The following is a 20434-nucleotide window of genomic DNA, read 5'->3' as shown; positions in this document are numbered from 1 at the left end:
AAATTTCAAGTGAGGCGTGGCGTTGCTTGGCGGGATGTTGTGTTGGATGGGCAAAATGCCCATCCAACAACAGTTCTTAGTAGCTAATGCTTTCTAGTTCCCTGAGCAGTAATGCTTCAGCATCTTCATCGGAAAGCTCTTGTAGTTCTGCTGAGTTGATAGTCTGTTCATGCTGATTTTTCTCGGAAGTTGCATAAAAGTTTGTGGGGTTCTCTAAAGTAAACATCTCCTTGACTAAATACCCGGCAAGAGCATCAAGAGTCGGATAGTCAAAGATTAATGTTGAAGGCAAGGAGCGTCCCAAAGAAGTTTGAAGACGGTTCCTTAACTCAACGGAGGTAAGAGAATCCATGCCGATATCGAAGAAACCTTTGTGCGACTCTAAAGAATGGGATGAACTCAAACCCAAAACCTTAGTTACTTGGTCTCGAACATGACCTAGTAAAATTTCCTGACGAGCATCGGGAGCAACCTTCTCTAATTGCACCAGAAACTCAGGTTGTTGCACCGACACTAGCTCAACTTTTACCTGTAAGCCTACTTCACGCACCAACTCGGCAAGAAATGCTGGGACAGTATCATTTGTAAATCTCTGCATAAACTGCGACCAGTTTATTGGTACTACCCCGACTTGAGCAGAGGGATGTTGAAACACCTTCTCTAATATCTGTATCCCTTGCTTCGGTGTAATAGTGCCTACACCCTGCATACTCGTCACCTCGCTGAAGTTGCGCTTCCCAACAACTCCTAACTCAGTCCACGCCCCCCAGTTGATGCTCAAAGCTGGCAGCCCTTGCGATCGCCGATAATAAGCTAGAGTATCTAAAAAAGTATTGGCTGCTGCATGATTTCCTTGACCTGGTGAGCCAAGCAAAGAGGCAGCTGAAGAGAATAGAATAAAGAAGTCCAAAGCTATGTTCTGAGTGAGGGTGTGCAGATTCCAGGCTCCTTGCACTTTTGGAGACAACACCTTGGCAAATTGCTGCCAATCTTGCCGTACTAACACCGCATCATCAAGAACGCCTGCTGCATGGATAATTCCCCTCAGTGGCGGCATAGATGTTGTGATTTCTGCCAGTACCTTGGCCACTTGCTGTGACTGAGACACATCAGCCTGAACCACCAGAATCTGAGCGCCTATCTGCTCAAGCTTGCTTAAGGTAGTTTCGGTTTCATCGCTTGGGCCCCTACGCCCCATCAACACTAAGTGTCGCGCTCCCTGCTCAACCAGCCATTGGGCAACTAGTAAACCAAGACCTCCCAAACCACCTGTAATCAGGTAAGTGGCATCAGGCTGCAAATACAAAGACTGTGATTCAAGTCTACGGCTACGCACTAGACGAGGCACATATTTTTGTCCTTGACGAAAGGCGAGATTTTCCTTGCTTTCTAGATACCCCAAGCAGATTTGGTCATATAGAGCTTTCGCCTCTGCATCTGCGGGATCTAAATCTACTGAGACACAATGAAGTTCTGGATACTCTAGGGCAATTACTTTGCCAAGACCCCACAAAGGTGCTTGAGCTACTGCTAAGGGAGATGCTTCTGAACCCACAGCCTGAGCACCTTGAGTAACTAACCACAGAGACGGTAACTCAGAAAATTCTGCTTTGGCTAAAGCCTGAACTAAGTGAAGTACACTGCGGCATCCTAATACTGATGCTGCTTCTAAGTCAGATGCTGTCATCACTTCTGGTGTCGCAGCGTCCAAGCTCCACAGGTGAACTATTCCTCGGCATGGCAGTTGAGCATTTTTCACGACCTGCTGGAGTAACTGCTGAAAGTCTTCAGGTTGTTCTGGATTGAGCCTGTATTCTCCTTCCCCTAACTGTTGATAAAACTCGCCAGCAAAGACTGTAACACAAGTTTCGCCACGGGATTTAATCTGAGAAGCTAGCTTCTGAGCAATACCTTTGTTGTCGGCAAAAATCAGCCAGCTGCTCTGTGGTTCTAGCGCAGGGGATATAATTTGCATCTGCGGTGTTTCCGTCTTCACCCCAGGAGCGCGAGCAATAATTACAGCTTGTTGGGATAAAGTGCTATCGTTAGTCTCTATTTGTGGTATTGATGTTGTCTCTGTAAATCCGATTTCTGTCAACACATCTTGCCACTGTTGCGGCGCAAGTAAGGGGTAGACGGGTCGCAGATCCCTATCTGCAAATTTCCACCAGCCCTCTGTCAATCCGAATATTAAGTCTAACCAACGCTGACGACCTGTTCCCTCTAGCAATACCAACATCCCTTCTGGGGCTAAAAGTTGCTGGACATGGTTCAAAGTATGTCGGAGATTACTTGTAGCATGGATCACGTTGGCTGCCAAAATCACATCAAATTGATGGAGAGCAAATCCTTGGGTTTCAATGTCTTGTTCAATGTCTAAAAGCTGATACTGCAAAAATGGGTAATCGCAAAACTTCTCCTGAGCTTTTAACATAAACAAATATGATACGTCGGTAAACACGTATTCTGTTTGATTTGCTGGCAGTTGAGGCAGCACATAAGATGTTGTCCCTCCAGTTCCAGCACCAATTTCCAATATCCGAATTTTTCGTCCCTCCGGCAAGCGCTCTAGGGCGATTGACACCGCCTTTTGCACCAGCAGGTTAAACACTTTTGCGCCTGGTGAATTTTGATACAATTTTTCTACTGGAGCATAAGATCCTTGGGGAAACAGCAATTGTAGTGGGTCACACTCTCCCCTAAGAATCTCTGGCAACTTTTGACCGCACTGTGCAAGTAGGGTTAACTCGGCTTCATCGGTTGAGTATTGAGCCAAAAGTTCTTTATATCTTTCATCGGGAGCTGCTTTCTCAGGGACTCGGCAAACTTGCCACTCGCAGCCTACCTGTGTAAGTATCTCTTCTTCCTGTAGTATCTCTAACAGCCTACCCAGTAGTTGATGATACTGATTTACTACACCCAACTGCTTTGCGATGTCGCCTGTTGTGAAGCTCTGCTGTGGATGAAACTCCCAACCCATTGTCTGGAAAGCTTTCACCACGTAAGCGCCACTCAAAATCTCGCGTTGAAAAAATAGCTCGTCATAAATTTCCAGTCCATGCTGAATGCATAACTGAGGGACATCGGGCTGGATGCGGGCGCTAACTTGCAGGGGACTGAGTATGTAGTCTGCTGGCAGATACTGGCTTTGAGGCACTCTGAGCTGCCATTCCACTTCGTAAAGCCAATCACCCAGATCCTCGTGTGTTTTGTGCTGCAATGCTTGAAGCTTCGCACGCTTGACGTGCAAACCCTCAATTTCTACTACGAGTTGTCCAGCATCATCGAAAAAGCGTAGGTCTCCCGTGCGGGTTTCCTGATTTGAACCATCCTTGGGACGAATTTGACCATGAATCCACAATTGTGTTTCTGGGCGACGGTATACCCGCAAACTGTCTAAACCTACTGGTAGATAAGTATCTCCTTCTTTTACATTACCCAAGCTGGCAAACAAAAGCTGGAAACCAGAATCTACTAATACTGGGTGCAACTGATAAGCTTCTGCTTCTGATATTAATGCCTGCGGCAGGCGAATTCGTCCTAGAGCTTCCCCTTCACGTCGCCAGAGTTGCTCAATTCCTTGAAAACTTGGCCCATACTGCAATCCGCGATCGCATAATTGTTGATAGTATGCCTCGACTGATAATTGTTCGTCAAAGGATGCCTGGAGTTCATTCCAAGAAACAAATGTTTGCACTGGTATCTGCACAGCATTGATTTTTCCAGTCGCGTGCTGTATCCAAGAAGTAGCATCGTCTGCCAAGCTTAAGATATAGAAAGAAGTTTGCCCAGCATTTTCAGGTGTCAGAATTAACTGGACAATCCGACTAGCATCCTCTGGAATAATTAGTGCTTCCTGAATCAGTACCTGTTCAAGAGAATTGAATCCTGAACCCAGCGCTGCCTTTGCTCCAGCTAAGGCTATTTCCAAATAAGCTGCCCCTGGCAAAACCACCATATCGTAAACCTGATGTCCGACTAGGTAAGGTTGCAAATTAATGTTCAACTCAGACTCGAATAAAGTCTCCTTGAGGGCTGAACGGACTCGCTGACCTAACAGAGGATGCAGATTTGCCTTGCGAGTTGGCAAGAAAGATGGCTTTTGTTGGGGTTTTGGTTCAAACCAATACCGTTCGCGCTGCCAAGGGTAGGAGGGTAAGCTAACAACCTGACATTCAGATGGATATAGTTGCTTCCAGTCAACGGTAAATCCTAAATTATAAAGGTTGCCTAAAGAACTAAGTAGCGTTGCCCTTTCTGGCTGACCGCGCCGCAGAGAAGATAATACCGTTCCCTCTTGACCAAGATGACTAAGACACTGGGAAATATAACCCGAAAGTACTGGGTGGGGACTAATTTCTAGGAAAATAGTTTGACCTGCACTTACCAGTTCCTCAATTGCTGGTGCAAAGCGGACGGGTTGCTGTAGGTTGCATCCCCAGTAGGCGGCATCGAAATCTGCGCCGTTACTACCTTTACCTGTGACGGTTGAGAAGATGGGAATCTTTGCTGCTTGTGGCTGGAGTTGATTTAGTATTTCTACCAATTCCTCAGCAAAGGGTAACATTTGCGGGCTGTGGAAGGCATAATTCACTGGTAGCAACTTGCAGAAAACCGTTGGTTGTTCCCGTTGGAGTAACTCTAGAAATGATTCTATGGCAGCAGGTTCTCCCGAAACTACTGTGGAAGTGGGACTATTAATAGCAGCGATCGCTAGTCTTGCCTCATACCCACGTAACCAATACTCTGTGTCTTTTGCTGACAATTCTACTGCTGCCATTTTGCCATTGCCAGTTGCTTGTTGCATCAAGCGACCGCGATCGCAGATTAGCTGTACAGCATCTGCTAAACTCAGAACACCAGCAATGTGGGCTGCTGCCACTTCACCTAAACTATGACCCACTACTGCTTTTGGCTCGATACCCCAAGCACGCCATAGACGAGCAAGCGCCACTTGCAGGGCAAAAATTGCTGGCTGGGCAATCTCTGTCTCTTGCAAACGAGATTGAGTTGCATCTGCTGTCAGTTCTGCTAATAAAGACCAATTAGTATGAGATTTGATTAGAGTATCGCATTCCTCGATAGTGGCGCGAAAGACTGGTTCTTGTTCTAGTAACTCCCGACCCATCGCCCACCATTGCGGGCCTTGACCGGAGAAAACGAAAACTAGTTTCGGACGGCGATGCTTGCGATTAGCAGATTGATTAGTTTCTAACTTGCTTTGTAAAAAATCTTGTAACTTTTCTTGGAGTTGTGTGGGAGAATCAGCCAACAAGGCCAGACGGTGTTCATGGTGAGTGCGTCGCACACTTGCTGTATAACAAATATCTGCCAGTGAGACAGCATCGGGTTTTTGAGTTTCTAAAAAATTCTGATAAGCTTGTGCTAGTGATTTCACACCTTCCTGGCTCTGGGCTGACAGGGGTAGTAAGTAAGATTGTTGCGGTTGCGATATATCTGCGGATTGGGGAGGCTGTTCTAGGACAACATGAGCATTAGTTCCTGCAAACCCGAAAGAACTAATGCTAGCTTTGGCTGGACTAGACCCTTGAGGCCAAGGTGTCAAATACTGCTGCACTCGGATGGGTAGAGTGTCAAAAGGAATATAGGGGTTAGGCTGGTGAAAATGCAGATTTGGTGGTATCTGTTGATGCTTGAGAGATAATGCAACTTTAATTAAACCAGCGATGCCAGAGGCTGCTTCTAAATGCCCAATGTTACTTTTGACTGAACCGACGGCACAGTAATTTCCAGCAGGGCGGTTAGTATCTAATACTGTTCCGAGAGCGATCGCTTCAATTGGATCTCCCAAAGGAGTGCCAGTACCGTGCAATTCAACATAGCTAATATCAGCTGGTGCCACCCCGGCATTGTCCAATGCTTGACGAATCAGTGCTTCTTGAGCAGGGCCATAAGGTACGGTCAATCCCTTACTGCGTCCATCATGGTTAATCGCACTGCCGCGAATCAGTGCATATATCTGGTCATTATCTGCCAGAGCTTGCGATAAAGGTTTGAGGACAATAAAACCAGACCCTTCACTGCGAACATAACCATTAGCTTCGGCATCAAAGGTTTTGCAACGACCATCGGGAGACAAAGCCTTTAGGTTAGTTAAACCAATGTGTCCAGTCGGTGAAACAATAATATTTACACCTCCAGCCAAAGCCATGCTAGCTTCTCTATTCCATAAACTTTGGCAGGCCAGATGAACTGCAACAAGTGACGAGGAACAAGCTGTATCAATTGCCATGCTTGGCCCTTTGAAGTTAAATACATAGGAAAGGCGACCAGCAGCAAGGCTCAACACATTACCGGTCAGATCGTAGCCTTGGATCTGCTGAGAATAACCCTCTCCCTGAATTAAGGTGTAATCGTTTGTGGAAATACCTACAAACACGCCAGTGCGTGAGCCGGATAGCTGTTCTCGCACCTGTCCAGCATCTTCTAATGCTTCCCAAGCCACCTCTAATAAGAGGCGTTGCTGGGGGTCTAGAGACATGGCTTCTCTTGGCGAAATTCCGAAAAAGTGAGGGTCAAACTGGTCTACTTGCTGCAAAAAACCGCCGCAGCGCGAGTTTGTTTTACCAATAACTTCTGGGTTTGGGTCATAGTATTTATCCAGATCCCACCGATTTTTAGGGATCTCTGTAATGGCATCAACTCCGTTACACAAAAGTTGCCAAAAAGCCTCTGGATCTTTTGCCCCAGGAAATCGGCAGCCAATACCAATAATTGCGATCGCTTCCATTTCAATTACCTTCTTTGATTGCACCACATTTTTGTCATCGTTAAAATAGTGCTGAATACTGAACAATGAGTATTCACAATTGAGTTCTAACTCAACACAGCTTTCTGTTCTTATGCCTTCTGCCTTGTTGCACTAGTTTCTTCAGCTAGGCGTTTAGCAAGTTCTGCAATATTTGGGTAATTAAAGATTAGGGTAGGATTGAGATTGCGTCCCAGCCAATTTTCTAACTTTTTCAATAGGATAATTGTTTCTACTGAATTTAAGTCGTAGTTATCAAAAGGCTCATGAATATCTATATCTTCTGGATCAATTTCCAGCCGCTCGGCAAACTGGTTAACTAACCAAGCTTGAATAGTCTCTGCAATTTGAGACTGTCCAGAATTTGAAATAGTAATCAGGTGGTTTATTTGCATAAATTAAGCAATTTATTTTTATTTAAAATAAATGTATTGTAGTTAATTAATTTGCTGAATTACTAAGAGCTTCGCAGTATTTAATCTTGATTTTTATTAATAAGTTTTGGGAATACAATCAAGAACTTTTAGTTATCTTATTCAGCTAAAACTACCAACCTCTTTTAACTTTTCAGTTCTAAATCAACAAATTATGCTATTTTTACAAAAATTTGTATTTTTAGTTAGACAATAGATAAACTTGAGCAAACGAAGGCAGAATCTAACAATAAAGAATACAACTTGTTTTCTGCTACAAATAAAGTAATACCAGTTTAATGTGAAGCTGTACTTTAGGAGTAACCCTCTATTCTTGGCGCTCTTGGCGTACTTGGCGGTTCGTTTAATGTTCTGTGCATCTTCATACAGAATTGGTATAACAGTATTAAGACACTAAAGGAATTGGGCGATAGTAACGGTAGTGGGCTGGCATTTGCAAACCCTGAAATTTCAAACTTTGCAATCGGTATAAATAAGCTGCTCCAGTCATAATATGGTGAGCAACGTCAACCACATATCGTGCATTTGGTTCAGCCAAATAAGACTCCTTTACCCATTCATTAAAAGCACCTATAGCAGGCCCGCACCAAATTTGATAATCCATTTCTCGCCCTTTTTCACCAGAAGAAGACCAACGAGAAGACAATCCTAAATACCAACGGAAAATTAGCGCCATCTTCCGCTTAGGATTATCGTTTGCTCTAGTGATTTGCTCTGGATCTCGTTCAGTGAAAAAAGTAACCGTATCTTGCCAAATAGCTTCCAAGTTTCTGCCAAAGACTTGCTCTTCTAATTTTTGTCTTTCCTCAAGTGGAATTTCATCAATTGAGTTGTAACTTCTATAAAGGTCATACAATTTCTGCGCCCGCATTGGAAAAAGAGTACCGCGTTTGAGCAGTTGTACTTTTACCCCCATTTCAAACATATCAGCAGAAGGAGCCATAATTACATCTGCCATACTCGCTTGGGCTAGCAAGTTTTTTGTATGCACAGAAGTGCCAGCTTCAACACAAGATTGATTAATAGAACCAGTCACTATATAACTAGCCCCCATCATAAAGGCAGCTAATGCTGATTCAGGTGTTGCAATACCTCCTGCTGCACCGATTCTTACCTGTTTGTCATAGCGATACTTTTGCTGTATCTGATCTCGAAGAACAAGGATGGCGGGTAGAAGACAAACCAAAGGACGATTATCTGTATGTCCACCGGAATCTGCTTCTGTGGTAATATCATCAGCCATCGGCACTTTTTCTGCTAGAGTAGCTTGTAATTCTGTGATCAGTTGTTGCTCAACCAGTTGTTGAAGAATTTTTCTTGGGGCTGGCTGTAAAAATTTTGTCGCTACTTCTTGCCGAGAAATTTTGGCAATGATTTTATTTTTAACTTCGATTTGACCGTTCGCATTCAAACTTAGTCCCGCAGCTCGATAATAGACGATATGGGGTGTCAAATCCAGAAATGCTGAAGCTTCTACAGTTCTAACACCGTGTTTGAGATATAAATCTACAGCGCGGCGTTCTAAGGCTTCTTCGCTGGGACTGTGAATCAGGTTAAAGGCGTAAGGGCCTTGGGGAAGGGCTTGCTGAATTTGGTTAATAGCTGCTTCAATGCGGGAAGGAACCAAACCAGCCGCACCAAAACTCCCTAAAATGCCTGCTTTTCCTAAAGCAATTACTAATTCTGCGGAAGCAATGCCACCTGCCATTGCACCAGCCATATATGCATATTTTACACTGTGAGAAGTGAGGAAGTCGCGATCGCCTAACTGTTGCGGTGGTAGTGGCGGTGCAATCATCAAAGTCTCTAATTTTTCACTTTGACTGTTGTTAGGGTTGTAAAAATTATCTTGGTTGGCGATACCAACCCGATTCTGATCTTGGATAACATAACAAGGTTGGTGCAAATTCAACAGTCGAGATTTGATTTCCATTTCCTCAAAGGCAATTGAATCTAAATCACTCCTAGCTTTGTTCATATTATTCAGAGAACTTGTCACATCACGACCTTCTAGTAAAATTGTGGAGGCATCTTTTGCTTTATTTCCATTCCCTAACATTTTGAAAATCCTATGATAATTACAACAATTTTGACGTTTTTTATGTAATTAGATTAATTTCATTTATGGCTTTATATTTTTTTCAGATAACTGTATCCCCAAATTTTTGATATAAGCAATTGTTTTATTACCATAAATAATTTCGACATTAGCTATAGCAAAGGGGTTAGGCGATCGCTCCATTTCAATCACTTCTAATCGATAGGTTAAAGTACTAAAAGCTGGCGTAACTTGTCCACGAAAGCGCACTATTTGTGGAAGTTGAGCAATAGCTTGAAATCTAGCATTTTTAGTGCAAGTTTGTAATCCCAAAAATAGCAGATAAAATTGCAATAGTTGACAGCTACCTTCAACCATGAGGCTACCGGGCATAGTCGGGTCATTTTTAAAGTGACAGAGAAAATACCAGTCATTTGGCTCTACAGTTTTTGTACCAATGACTAAACCTAATCCCGCAGCTCCTCCTTGAGGATCAACAGATAACACCTTATCAAACATCAACAGCTTCTCTGAGGGTAATCGCAGTGATGGATTTAAGCCATCTTGTTGATAATTAGTACCGAAGCAAGCAGCAATATTTCCTTGAGTTAAATGAAGTAAATCTTGATGATCAAAAGTAAGTTTTTGACACGATAGTAACGGTTGAAAAGACTGTTTCTGAATTTGGCTTCTTTCTTTTTCGTCTCGCTCAGTAAAAATAATACCTTGTCCTTGCTCCAATTCTTCATCAGAAAATAATCCTGCACAACCTCCAGAAATTTTTAGAAATAATTTTTCGTTAAGAAAACACTCGCCACTAAAAAAAACGACCAAGTTTGATGCAGTTTTCACAGCAGAGTTGATTTTAACATCGTAACGCATAGTTTTGATGTCTTCTGGCTGGTCACTGAGAAATGTAGCAGTTAAATCTAGTAAGCGAAATGACCGTTGCCCTTGATTATCGAAATCAGTTCCCAAGTAACCAAGTAAAAGTAAGAAACCTTGACCTGCTTCTTCATATATTCCTATAGGAATTTGACCATCAACAGCAAACCAAGCATCAGAAGGCAGATCGTATTCAGTTTGGACAAAACCATAACCATACTCACCTCTGACGCCTTCAATTTTGTTTACACGGCTGATAAACAGATATGGAGGACTGGGAAGCCTTACTCGTCTTGGATAAGGGTCAATAATTTCATAATCTTTACCCAATACTTTTGAAACTTGTCCTTGGGCAAACTCAAGTATATCAGCTTGATCAAATATAACGTTACTAGACTTTTTCGAGACAGAAATAGTACTTTGAGATAGGTGGATTGAATCTAAATTTTCATCGCTTTTGTTATTGTTTACACTCAAACTTGTAGGCATCAATGGATACTTTTCTAAGTTGATATTTCTAAGAAAAGATTTCTTTTGATTGCTACTTTCTGCTCTTGTACAGTACAGTGGTGACAAATCAACAGAGGCGCGATGACTTAAAAGTTGTGCCAAAGCTTTAACAATAGTAGTATACTCATCGGCTCCTCTACGATTGATGGAAATAGTAACGTGTTCTTTTTGCTGGAGATTATCAGCAATCCATCGGGAACAGGTGTTACCAGGGCCAACTTCAATGAATATTCTAGCTCCATCTTCATAGACCTGGTTAAGCAGTCGTGGAAAATCAACGCGCTGACAAAATCCTTGGCTAACACGATGAGCCAGAGATTCTTTATCAAGGGGCATTAAATCATAATTAGCTGAAGAATAAAAATTAATCCCTGAGACATTTTGAGTTGGTGAAGAGTTCAGTTTAATTAGCTGATCGTATTCACTAGCCATCGGTTCACAATGGAGTACTAAGTCAGCAGGTGCGCGGAAAGCATCGCAATTCAAATCTGCTATTACTCTCTGACAGGCTTGGGGTTCTCCAGCTATCACAACTTCATTTGGCGTATTAATATTTGTCAAATAAACTTGAGTTTCTTGTTTGAGGCGAGAGACAACGCTAGATAGTGGAGCCATAAGAACATAACTATGCCACACAGCTTCGTCTTCATGTAGATTTTCGGGTAAGCCCCAATAATCTCGGACTGTTTTTTTCGCACCTACTAAGCGTGTTTGAAACAGTTCTGATGAATGAACAAATTTGTTAACATTGTCGCCACTAGTCCAAACATTCAAGGAATACAGCATGGTGCTTTCGCCCATACTGTAACCAAAGGCAGCTTGAGGTTGAATTTGGAAATAATCTCTCAATATGTGGGTTAACAATACTGAAAAACCTGTTCCAGAAACCTGCATCGATAGCGGATCATCGAGTAATTTTGCTTCTATATCTTCTAGCTGCCTTTTAGATATTTGATTGAGACTTCTGGGATAGAGTAATTTCTCACGAAAAAATAGGTTAGGTTGAGAAACGAAACTAGTAGCGCGTTCAAAAATTTTGGGAAAGAAGTAGAAAAGTTTCCGACCCATGCCAATGTAGGAATTAAAGGCACCTGGGTAAATAAAAGCGATATGACCCTGTTTACCTTGGGGCTTGGCGGTGAAATAGCTTCCTGATGGGCTTTTCCAGTCTTTCCCGCAAGCAAAGGCATTGGCGATGCCCTTACGTCCGCGCTGGATTTCTCGAAGCAATTCGTCTTGGTTGTGTCCAACCATCGCTAAAGCATAAATGGCCTGTGGATTATTTTGAAAGGTGGCAAAGGTCTGACTAGCAACGGTAGACAAAGAGCAACTATTTTTAATAGTCTGTTCTAATGTCTCAAGTTGCTCTAGTAATCCAGATTGATTATTAGCAGCGATCGGGAAAAGATAGAAGGGACTTTGTTCTAAGTACCTATGGTTGCAATCTTGTGAGCCGGAGTCTTCTGATAAAATTATGTGTGCATAAGTTCCATCGCTAGCTAGGCTATTTATAGCAGCTACTCTTGTTGTTTGTGCTGAATTTAAAAACCAGGGTCTAGATTCAGTAGCGACATAAAAAGGGCTGTCTTGCCAAATTTCGGGGTTTTTCGGGCTAGTCCACTGCGGTGTTGCAGGAATGTAACGGTTGTATAGACAAAGAGCAGTTTTAATCAAGCTGGCGATCCCAGAGGCAATATAAGTGTGTCCGATGTTAGCCTTGACACTGCCGATCGCACAACTCAATTCGGAGTTAGGAACTTGATAAGCTTCGATTAAACCCTGGATTTCTGCGTGATCCTGCTGTTCATTTCCACCGGCAAACACTTCTAGGTAGCCGATGTCTACGGGGCTAACTCCGGCTTTGGCAAAAGCTTTCTGGCAAGATTGTTTAACTGATTCGGCTGGATTAGTTGAACTTTCGTATAGGTGACTAACCGCGTCAATTACTGCATAAATGCGATCGCGATCGTGCTTGGCTTTTTCATATCGCTTTAAAACTATAGCTCCGGCTCCTTCACCGACTATCGAGCCACTGGCATTATAATCATAACTGAGGGTTGGTTTGCCAGACATCACACAATCAACACCAGCAAAATTCACAGCACTTACCACCACACAATCTACTGGGCCGACAGTAAGCAACGTTTTTGCTATTTCTAGCGCCTCAAAAACGGAATTCTCTTTAGCATTGACAACAAAGTTAGGCCCTGAAGTATTCCATAAAGTAGAAATTTTTTGGAAAACAGTATTTGTTTTTTCACTAAGAATGTTGTCATTATCTCCAGTTTCAACCAACTTTCTATCAAGTTGATTAACTTGGTTTTCGTTAATGACAGCAACAATAGCCATTTGCAATCTTTTTTGCTTTTGGTCTAACTTTGCATCTCTTAAAGCTTGATCAATCACCTTTAGCATTAACAATTGCTTAGGATCGTGTTTGTCTATGTCGTTAGGCGGGATTTTGAAATGAAACGCATCGATTTCCAAATCCTGGATATAAGCTCCCAACAATGCTTGATTGTTATGATAGTCCTCTTCTTCCAGTGTTGGTAGCTTTGCCTGTATGTCTTGACGGCGTATAGGAGGAATAGGAATAAAATACTGAGTCGCATCGTAAATACTACGCTCAAATTTATCTAATCCATAACACGTACCAAAAAATGCTTCCATGCCTACAATTGCTAGTTTTACTGTCATTTTTTATATTTTCTAATTTATAAGCAAAGTGATAGTAAATTACCAGTACTTAATTCTCTCTTGCTAAACAATAGTTTTGTAAAAACAGAAGGTTTAGCCGAGCGCTTGCAGTTACCTGCATTTGCGATATATGAACATAGATTTGGCCTTGAGCATCGTGTGCTGTAATATTAGCAAAAATATTCGTTTCACTTCTTGAAATAACTTCTACGGAAACATAAAATTCTTCATCGAAGGGAATGGCTTTAAATTGCTCTAGCCTTTGCACTTGTAAAGGCAAGCTAGCTAAATTATCAAAGTGCCTCACCCAAACTACTAAACACTGAAATAAAATATCTCCCGTATAAGGATTAAATGTTTGCAAAGGAAATTGACCTTGTTTTTTGATTTCAACCTTATCTAAACAACATTGAGCAGTCAGTTTTTCGGGAGTAATATTGAGAATCCGCTTTAATCCCTTAAAACTTAACCCATGAAATAATGCGCCATTTTCATAAGGTAATAGCCTCAAAGTTTCCGGGTCTTGACTGTGATTAAAAGATTCATAAGTATCAGATGAGGGGATGTGCTGCACAACTTTTATTTTAGTACTGTAATGATAATGAGGTATAGCTTTAGCACTTTCACTCCATAGTAGTACTTCAAAATCTATTTCTCCAGTATCAGTTTTACTGATTTCTTTTAAATCTAAAAAGTATTCTCTTGCCAACGTATTATCAAAAATAATTCCCTTGAGAACTTTATAATTGCTACAACTGAAAAATTTGTAACCTGGGTAGAGTTGCTCACAAGTATTTGCAATCCACGCAATGCTACACATGGCTGGCAAAACGGGATTACCGCCAATTACGTGATCGTATACAAAAGGGTTAGCTGTTAATTTTAATTGACGAGACACACGAAATGATTGTAATTCCGAATTTAGCTGCTTGGGTTGGGCGACAATTGGGTTACTCATTACCAGAGTTTGTGCAATTCCATTATGAGCAGACTTCAATTCATCAACTAATATCTGGGCACCAACTTCTAAAGGAATTAGTTCTATATCTTGTTGAGCGAATACTTTCTTTAATTGTGGCGTAACCATACCACCATCCCAAGGCCCCCAACCTATAGAAACTACGCGACAATACGGATATTTCCTCTGGAGTAGGTAGGCTGTTTTATTAAGTATTTCATTAGCTAATGCATAATCTGATTGACCTGGATTACCGTAAAAAGCAACAAACGAGGAAAACAAAATGATGCAATCTAATTGACTGGGGTCTACACAGCTAAGTAAGCTTTCTAAACCTTCTATTTTGGTAGTGTAAACGATATCAAAATCCTCTTCTGTTTTATTCTCAATTAATTTATCTGCTAAATTTCCAGCCCCATGAATAATTCCTGTAATTCGTCCTAAACGCTGAACTACTGGTGCTACTTCTGCCTGTAAAGCAGAACTATTGGTAATATTTACACTGAGATATTCTACCTGCCCTCCAGTTTGCTGAATGGTAGAGATTGTTTTTGCAATTTCTCGTTGAGCTAATAAATGATTGAATACTTGTTTAACTTTTAACGGTGTAGGTTTCTCATTTTGGGCAATTAAATCCTGCATAATACGCTTTTTTAACTCAGCTTCATCGAAGCAATCTTTAGCCCATTCTGGTTCAGTTTTGACAAGTTTGGAGCGACCTAGTAAGATAAATTTGCACTGATATTGCTTCGCTAGTTGGATAACACATTGTGCTGTCACTCCTCTACCGCCACCACTGACAAGAATAACCGATGATGAATCAATCTTGGCGTTTGTGTTCATTTTGCTTATTTGGATTGTTTCAACACAGGGGTTGAGATGAGCTTCAGGAAACTCGAATTTTGAGCTACCTGAAGATTTATTTAACTTAGCCCTGTAAATTAATAATGGTTCATGTCGTTAATTTTGATAAGTTCGTAGTCAGCACTTCAGTACTTAAAACTTTGGGATTAAAGTTCTTACTACGAGCTTTTTTACTCCTCAAAATTAATGACATAGACTATTAGGGGAGAGATGCTATTTCAGATACTAAAGTTACTCTTCCTTGAGAGTTATATCCAACTTCCGAAATGAGGGAATTAGGATCGTGAAGTTCAGCGATAATAAAGTGTGCTGAAGTTTCGGGATTGAATTCGGGACTCAAATCGATCGCCCGGCAGAACACCTTCTCCCACTCTAAATTAAGAGTTTTTGTCAAACCGAATAGACCACCACTAATGGCACTAAAGTCAATGATTGTTCCTAATCCAAATTCACCATCGAGATGAGCAACACAAAGGAAAGAACTGCGTCCTGTGAGTGCTGCTTGATTAAGCGATCGCTTCAAATGTTTTGCTAAGAGAAATACATACTTGAGGATCGACTTTTCTGATTTAGCATCGCAGACTTGATGTTCAGGGTGCAGATGAATGAAAGCTCCTATTGCGCCGTAAGTTTCTGAGATAGCTACTAGTTTTTGTTGTAATTGCTGCTCACTTAAATCTGTAAGCTCGATGCGATTAACTCCTTGAGGTAGAGGGAGGCGATCGCCTCCGGTGTCGCTCACTATAGATTGAGGAAAGCTAAGAACCACTACCTGCCAACCTCGCTCACTTAATAGTTTGGCTAGTCTATTGGTAATGAGGGAACCGTCATCGGTAAGCAAACAAGTACGGAAGTGGGGTAGAGTAAATTCCCAAAAATCAGGTGCAGGTAGATGCATAAGTTTGACTAGACAGCGCCGAATATGGTGATTTAGCAGAGACTGTTGGTTATCAAACTGCGATAAGGAATTTTTTTTTAGCTTCTGTAATTTTTGTCCCCAAATAATTAGCAATCTTGCTAATGGTTCGCTGTTCTCCCAATTCCTCTGGACTCAACTTAGGCAAGTTGGGAAATAATGTCTGCATTGCACCAATGATTTCTACTCTCTTGATGGAGTCAACACCCAAATCTGCTTCTAAATCCATCTCTGTCTCTAACATTTCTGCTGGATAACCTGTTTTGTCACTAATAACATTTAATAGCGACTCGGTTAAAAAAGTGTCTTCAGTAGATACTGGTTGTGGGACAACAGTTTCAATATTAACAGATGTAGATACTGGTATTTGAGGAGATGTTGGCTGAGGAATACAGATTTGAATATATTCAGCAACTTGGCGAAGAGTTGGCTGTTCTGCCAATTCTTTAGGATTAACTTTTGGTACATCTGGAAGTAATTCTTGCATTGCACTGATGATGTCCATCCATTTGACAGCATCGATACCTAAATCTGCACCTGGGTTTATTTCCCAGTTCAACATCGTTACTGGATAGCCTGTTTTACTACTAATGACTTGCATCAATAACTCAGTTTTATCCACTGTTTCAACAGATGCTACTGACTTTGTTTCTGGTAATGAACTCTCAACTTTAGTAGGAGGTACTATAGTCAGGTTGTTGTTGACTTTGGTCTGAGGTGCTTCAATAGGTGTGCTAGAAGCCATAGTATTAGCAGGTGTCTGAGGAGCAAAATTGTCAGTTGGTGTTTCCTCTAGAGCTAACTCAACCTGCTGAGATTTGATGTTGTTGCTTCCTAATAACACACGGTATTGTTGCTGCATCAACTGGAAAAAGGACTGTGAACATTCTGCTTGATTCTTGAGATATTGCTCATGTACTCGCAGAATTTCTGATTGATGGTTACAAAATTGTGTTAAAAGCTTCTCTAGACCAGTGCCTACAATTTGCTCGATATTGGAACGGGAGGGAGAAATAGGTTGCAGCATCTCGTTTGACTCAATGATAGGAATAATGAAGTATGAATCTGTAGAATCGCCAATATCAGTTGGTGTGTAAGGGGATGTCATAGTCACAACCTCCGTTGGAATTGCACCTGCGTTGACATTTGCAGGTTCGGGTTGTTGGCATGAAATCACATTTATGTTGATATCTGTAGATTCTGGTGAAGTTACATTAGTGTTGCTATTTATAACTTCAGTTAAAAGAGACTGATTTACGCAATTGTTCTGAAATTGATTCACTACAGAGTGCTGAATCTCTTGTTGTAACTCCGCACTATTAAGTATACTTGATTGGATTTTGTGACCATCCTGTAAAGCTTTCTCAAAAGTAGCTTTCGTTTTATCGCTGACATAATTACTACCATTGAGAGTGATGTTTACTGGCGATTTAACCACTTCAATGGTTTGAGGCTCAAACTGATAGGGATCAATATCTTGTAAGGATAAACCAGCTATACGCAATTGCATAACAGCTTGCCGCATCTGGAGGTCACTGTCTTTTTCCCGACTGGGATTCAAAGCTATTGCTAGATGTGGGCGATCGCCAAGGGTAGTCTTCACAAAATTAGTCAGAATCTGCCTAGGCCCAATCTCTACGAAGCAATAACCACCTGCTGCATAGAGATTCTCTATTTCTTGCTCAAACAACACTGACTGTAAAAGATGACTTTCTAAAGTTTTTTGAATAATCTCAGGCTTAGTTGAGTAAGCTTCGCCAGTTGTATTGGAATAAACCGGAATTTTTGGACTATTGAAGGCGATCGACCGCACAGCATCGGCAAAGGGTTCGCAAGCATGACTGACAAAACGAGTGTGGAATGCCGCAGATACAGGTAGTGGGGTAACAGAATAACCACGTTTGCTAAGAATTTGTTGTATAGTGCCAATTTCTGGATTAGCACCCGATAGCACGACCTGATTCGGAGAATTAAAGTTGGCAATATTCAGATGCGACAAACCCTGGATGATTTCTGGGATTTTCCGAATCTCTCCATTCACAGCCAGCATAGTACCAGTATCACAATCAGGGCCATTGTTCGGCTTACTCATTGCTTGACCCCTAGCTTTTACTAGGTAAAAGTAATCTGCGTCGCTTAAAACTCCAGCAGCCCAAAGAGCGGTCAATTCCCCAAAGCTATGCCCTGCAACAAAATCTGCCTTGAACCCAGCCTGTTGTAGAATTTTGTATAAACCTACACTAAAAGCGCCTATGGCTGGTTGAGCATTTTCAGTTCGTTGCAATGCTTTAGTCTGGCTAGTTTTTTCCTCACTATCAAAGGTCGGACGAGGAAAAACAGTTTGAGAAATTGGTTGTAAACCATCTTGAATAAATAGCTCGTCCAGAGACTTGTAGGTTTGACGTAGGGCAGGGAAGTTAATGGCTAATTTACTACCCATATTCAAATACTGAGACCCTTGTCCAGGAAACAAAGCCACTACTTTGCCTTCTAGAGACATACCAGCCTTACGGTAATAGACTCCACGCGGGTGTTCCCAAGATGCTGCTTGCGGTTGTTTTTTTAGCTGATTAATTGCAACTTGTAGTAATTCACCAGCCTCAACTTTGGATACAGCAATAAACCCTACTCTTGCAGTGGGAATTGGAATATCTGAAGATTTAGAAGAATTAATTAGTTCTTGATAGTATTGATTGCCAGTGCCAGATTCTAACTGTAACTTTGCGGCTTCGCACTTAACTAATAACTGCTCTGGAGTATCAGCCCAAATTAAGACAGACCCAGGAGCGGTGTGTATACGATAGGCATAGCTCTGCTCTTTGTTATATTCTTCTAGAACTAGATGATAATTTGTGCCCCCAAAACCAAATGAACTCACTCCAGCTCGTCTTGGAATGTTTGGATCAGACTGAAGCCACGGTCTAACCTCTGTATTTAAGTAAAATGGGGAGTTTTCCATCCCAAACTTGGGATTCGGTTGGGTAACGTTAATCGTAGGTGGTAGTACCTTGTGATAAATAGCTAGAGCAGCTTTAATTATACTTGCTGAACCCGCAGCCGCTTTGGTATGTCCAATTTGAGATTTGACGCTTCCCAGAGCAATATGCTGTTTGTTAGGGTTGTTCTCGCTAAAAACTTCGTTTAAGGCCGTAAACTCACATAAATCACCAGCTGGAGTTCCCGTACCATGAGCTTCAATCAATTCAATGCTTGTACAGGGAATGCCTGCATCTTCGTAGGCCCGACGTAATGTCTTGGCTTGCCCTTCTTTCCGTGGGGCGTAAATACTCTTATATTTACCGTCACTACCAGTGCCGATTCCTTTAATGATTGCATAAATGCGATCGCGATCGCGTTCTGCATCCGCAAGCCGTTTGAGCACCAACATCCCGATACCTTCACCAACCATCATTCCATCCGACTCGGCATCGAAAGGATTCAAAAAGTCCTTTTTAGATGAAGCAGGTGTTTTACTGAAACACATATAGTTGAAAATCGAGTTATCAGTTTCCACGCCACCAGTGATCATCATGTCGCAACGTCCTTCGAGCAACTCACTGATAGACATCTTGACAGCACTCATCGAACTGGCACAGGCTGCATCCACTACACAGTTCATTCCTCCTAAGTTCAAGCGGTTAGCAATCCGTCCAGCAACCACATTAGCTAGCCAACCTGGAAAAGAATTTTCTTCCCAACCTACATAAGCCAATTTCATTTTCTGGATAATTTTCTCTATATCCTCGTCGGATAAGCCACTGCTTTTAAGAACTTTTTGCCAAACAGGATATTGTAATCGGCTAGTCAGTGGGGTGATTAATTGCATACATCCCCCAACTACACCTAGAACAACTCCAGTACGTTCGTGACTAAAGTTGCTATCGCCGTAACCCGCATCTTCCATCGCCGCTTTCGCCACAACCAACGAGAGTAACTGAGCGACATCTGTTACTTCCAGAATATTTGGAGGTAGCCCAAATTCCAGAGGGTTAAAATCGATGTCTGGGATGAATCCACCCCGCTTACAGTAGGTTTTATCAGGAGATGTGGGATCTGGGTCGTAGTAGTCGTCTATATTCCAGCGAGAAGTGGGAATATCAGTAATGCAATCGACTTTGCCAATAATATTATCCCAATATTCCTGCAAGTTTTTAGCTTTGGGAAATAAAGCAGACATACCTATAATGGCAATTGGAACTCGTTGCAGTTGACTATGCAATTGTTCTTGACTGTCAGCATCCATATAAGTTATTTCTTTTCCTAGAGAACTATTTTGATGCACTTTGATAAACTCCACTCAGCTTTAATAGTGGACTTGCTGGTGCAGATTTTCCTCCTAATTACCCAATTTTTTTTAAACGAG

At 41.8% G+C, this 20434-nt stretch carries 7 protein-coding genes; all 7 read right to left on the bottom strand.

The window, feature by feature from the left end; genetic code table 11:
* Window positions 1-76: 76 nt before the first annotated feature.
* Complete coding sequence (locus CDC33_RS17705; RefSeq protein WP_146195834.1) at window positions 77-6778, bottom strand: type I polyketide synthase; 6702 nt, start codon at window positions 6776-6778, stop codon at window positions 77-79.
* Between the two features lie 83 nt (window positions 6779-6861).
* On the bottom strand, window positions 6862-7164 hold the full coding sequence (locus CDC33_RS17700) for an acyl carrier protein (RefSeq protein WP_109009595.1): 303 nt from the start codon (window positions 7162-7164) through the stop codon (window positions 6862-6864).
* A gap of 424 nt (window positions 7165-7588) precedes the next feature.
* Window positions 7589-9262, bottom strand: a complete 1674-nt coding sequence (locus CDC33_RS17695) for a PfaD family polyunsaturated fatty acid/polyketide biosynthesis protein (protein WP_109009594.1) — start codon at window positions 9260-9262, stop codon at window positions 7589-7591.
* Window positions 9263-9325: 63 nt separating this feature from the next.
* Entirely contained in the window at window positions 9326-13333 is a 4008-nt protein-coding gene (locus tag CDC33_RS17690) for a type I polyketide synthase (protein WP_109009593.1), read from the bottom strand.
* Between the two features lie 49 nt (window positions 13334-13382).
* On the bottom strand, window positions 13383-15134 hold the full coding sequence (locus CDC33_RS17685) for an SDR family NAD(P)-dependent oxidoreductase (RefSeq protein WP_109009592.1): 1752 nt from the start codon (window positions 15132-15134) through the stop codon (window positions 13383-13385).
* Between the two features lie 220 nt (window positions 15135-15354).
* Entirely contained in the window at window positions 15355-16053 is a 699-nt protein-coding gene (locus CDC33_RS17680; protein ID WP_109009591.1) for a Rossmann-fold NAD(P)-binding domain-containing protein, read from the bottom strand.
* Between the two features lie 52 nt (window positions 16054-16105).
* Window positions 16106-20314, bottom strand: a complete 4209-nt coding sequence (locus CDC33_RS17675; protein WP_109009590.1) for a type I polyketide synthase — start codon at window positions 20312-20314, stop codon at window positions 16106-16108.
* Window positions 20315-20434 lie beyond the last annotated feature (120 nt).

The organism is Nostoc commune NIES-4072 (assembly GCF_003113895.1).
GTDB lineage: Bacteria > Cyanobacteriota > Cyanobacteriia > Cyanobacteriales > Nostocaceae > Nostoc > Nostoc commune.
Note: the sequence above shows the minus strand (reverse complement) of the source record. Positions and strands in the feature narration are given on the sequence as shown.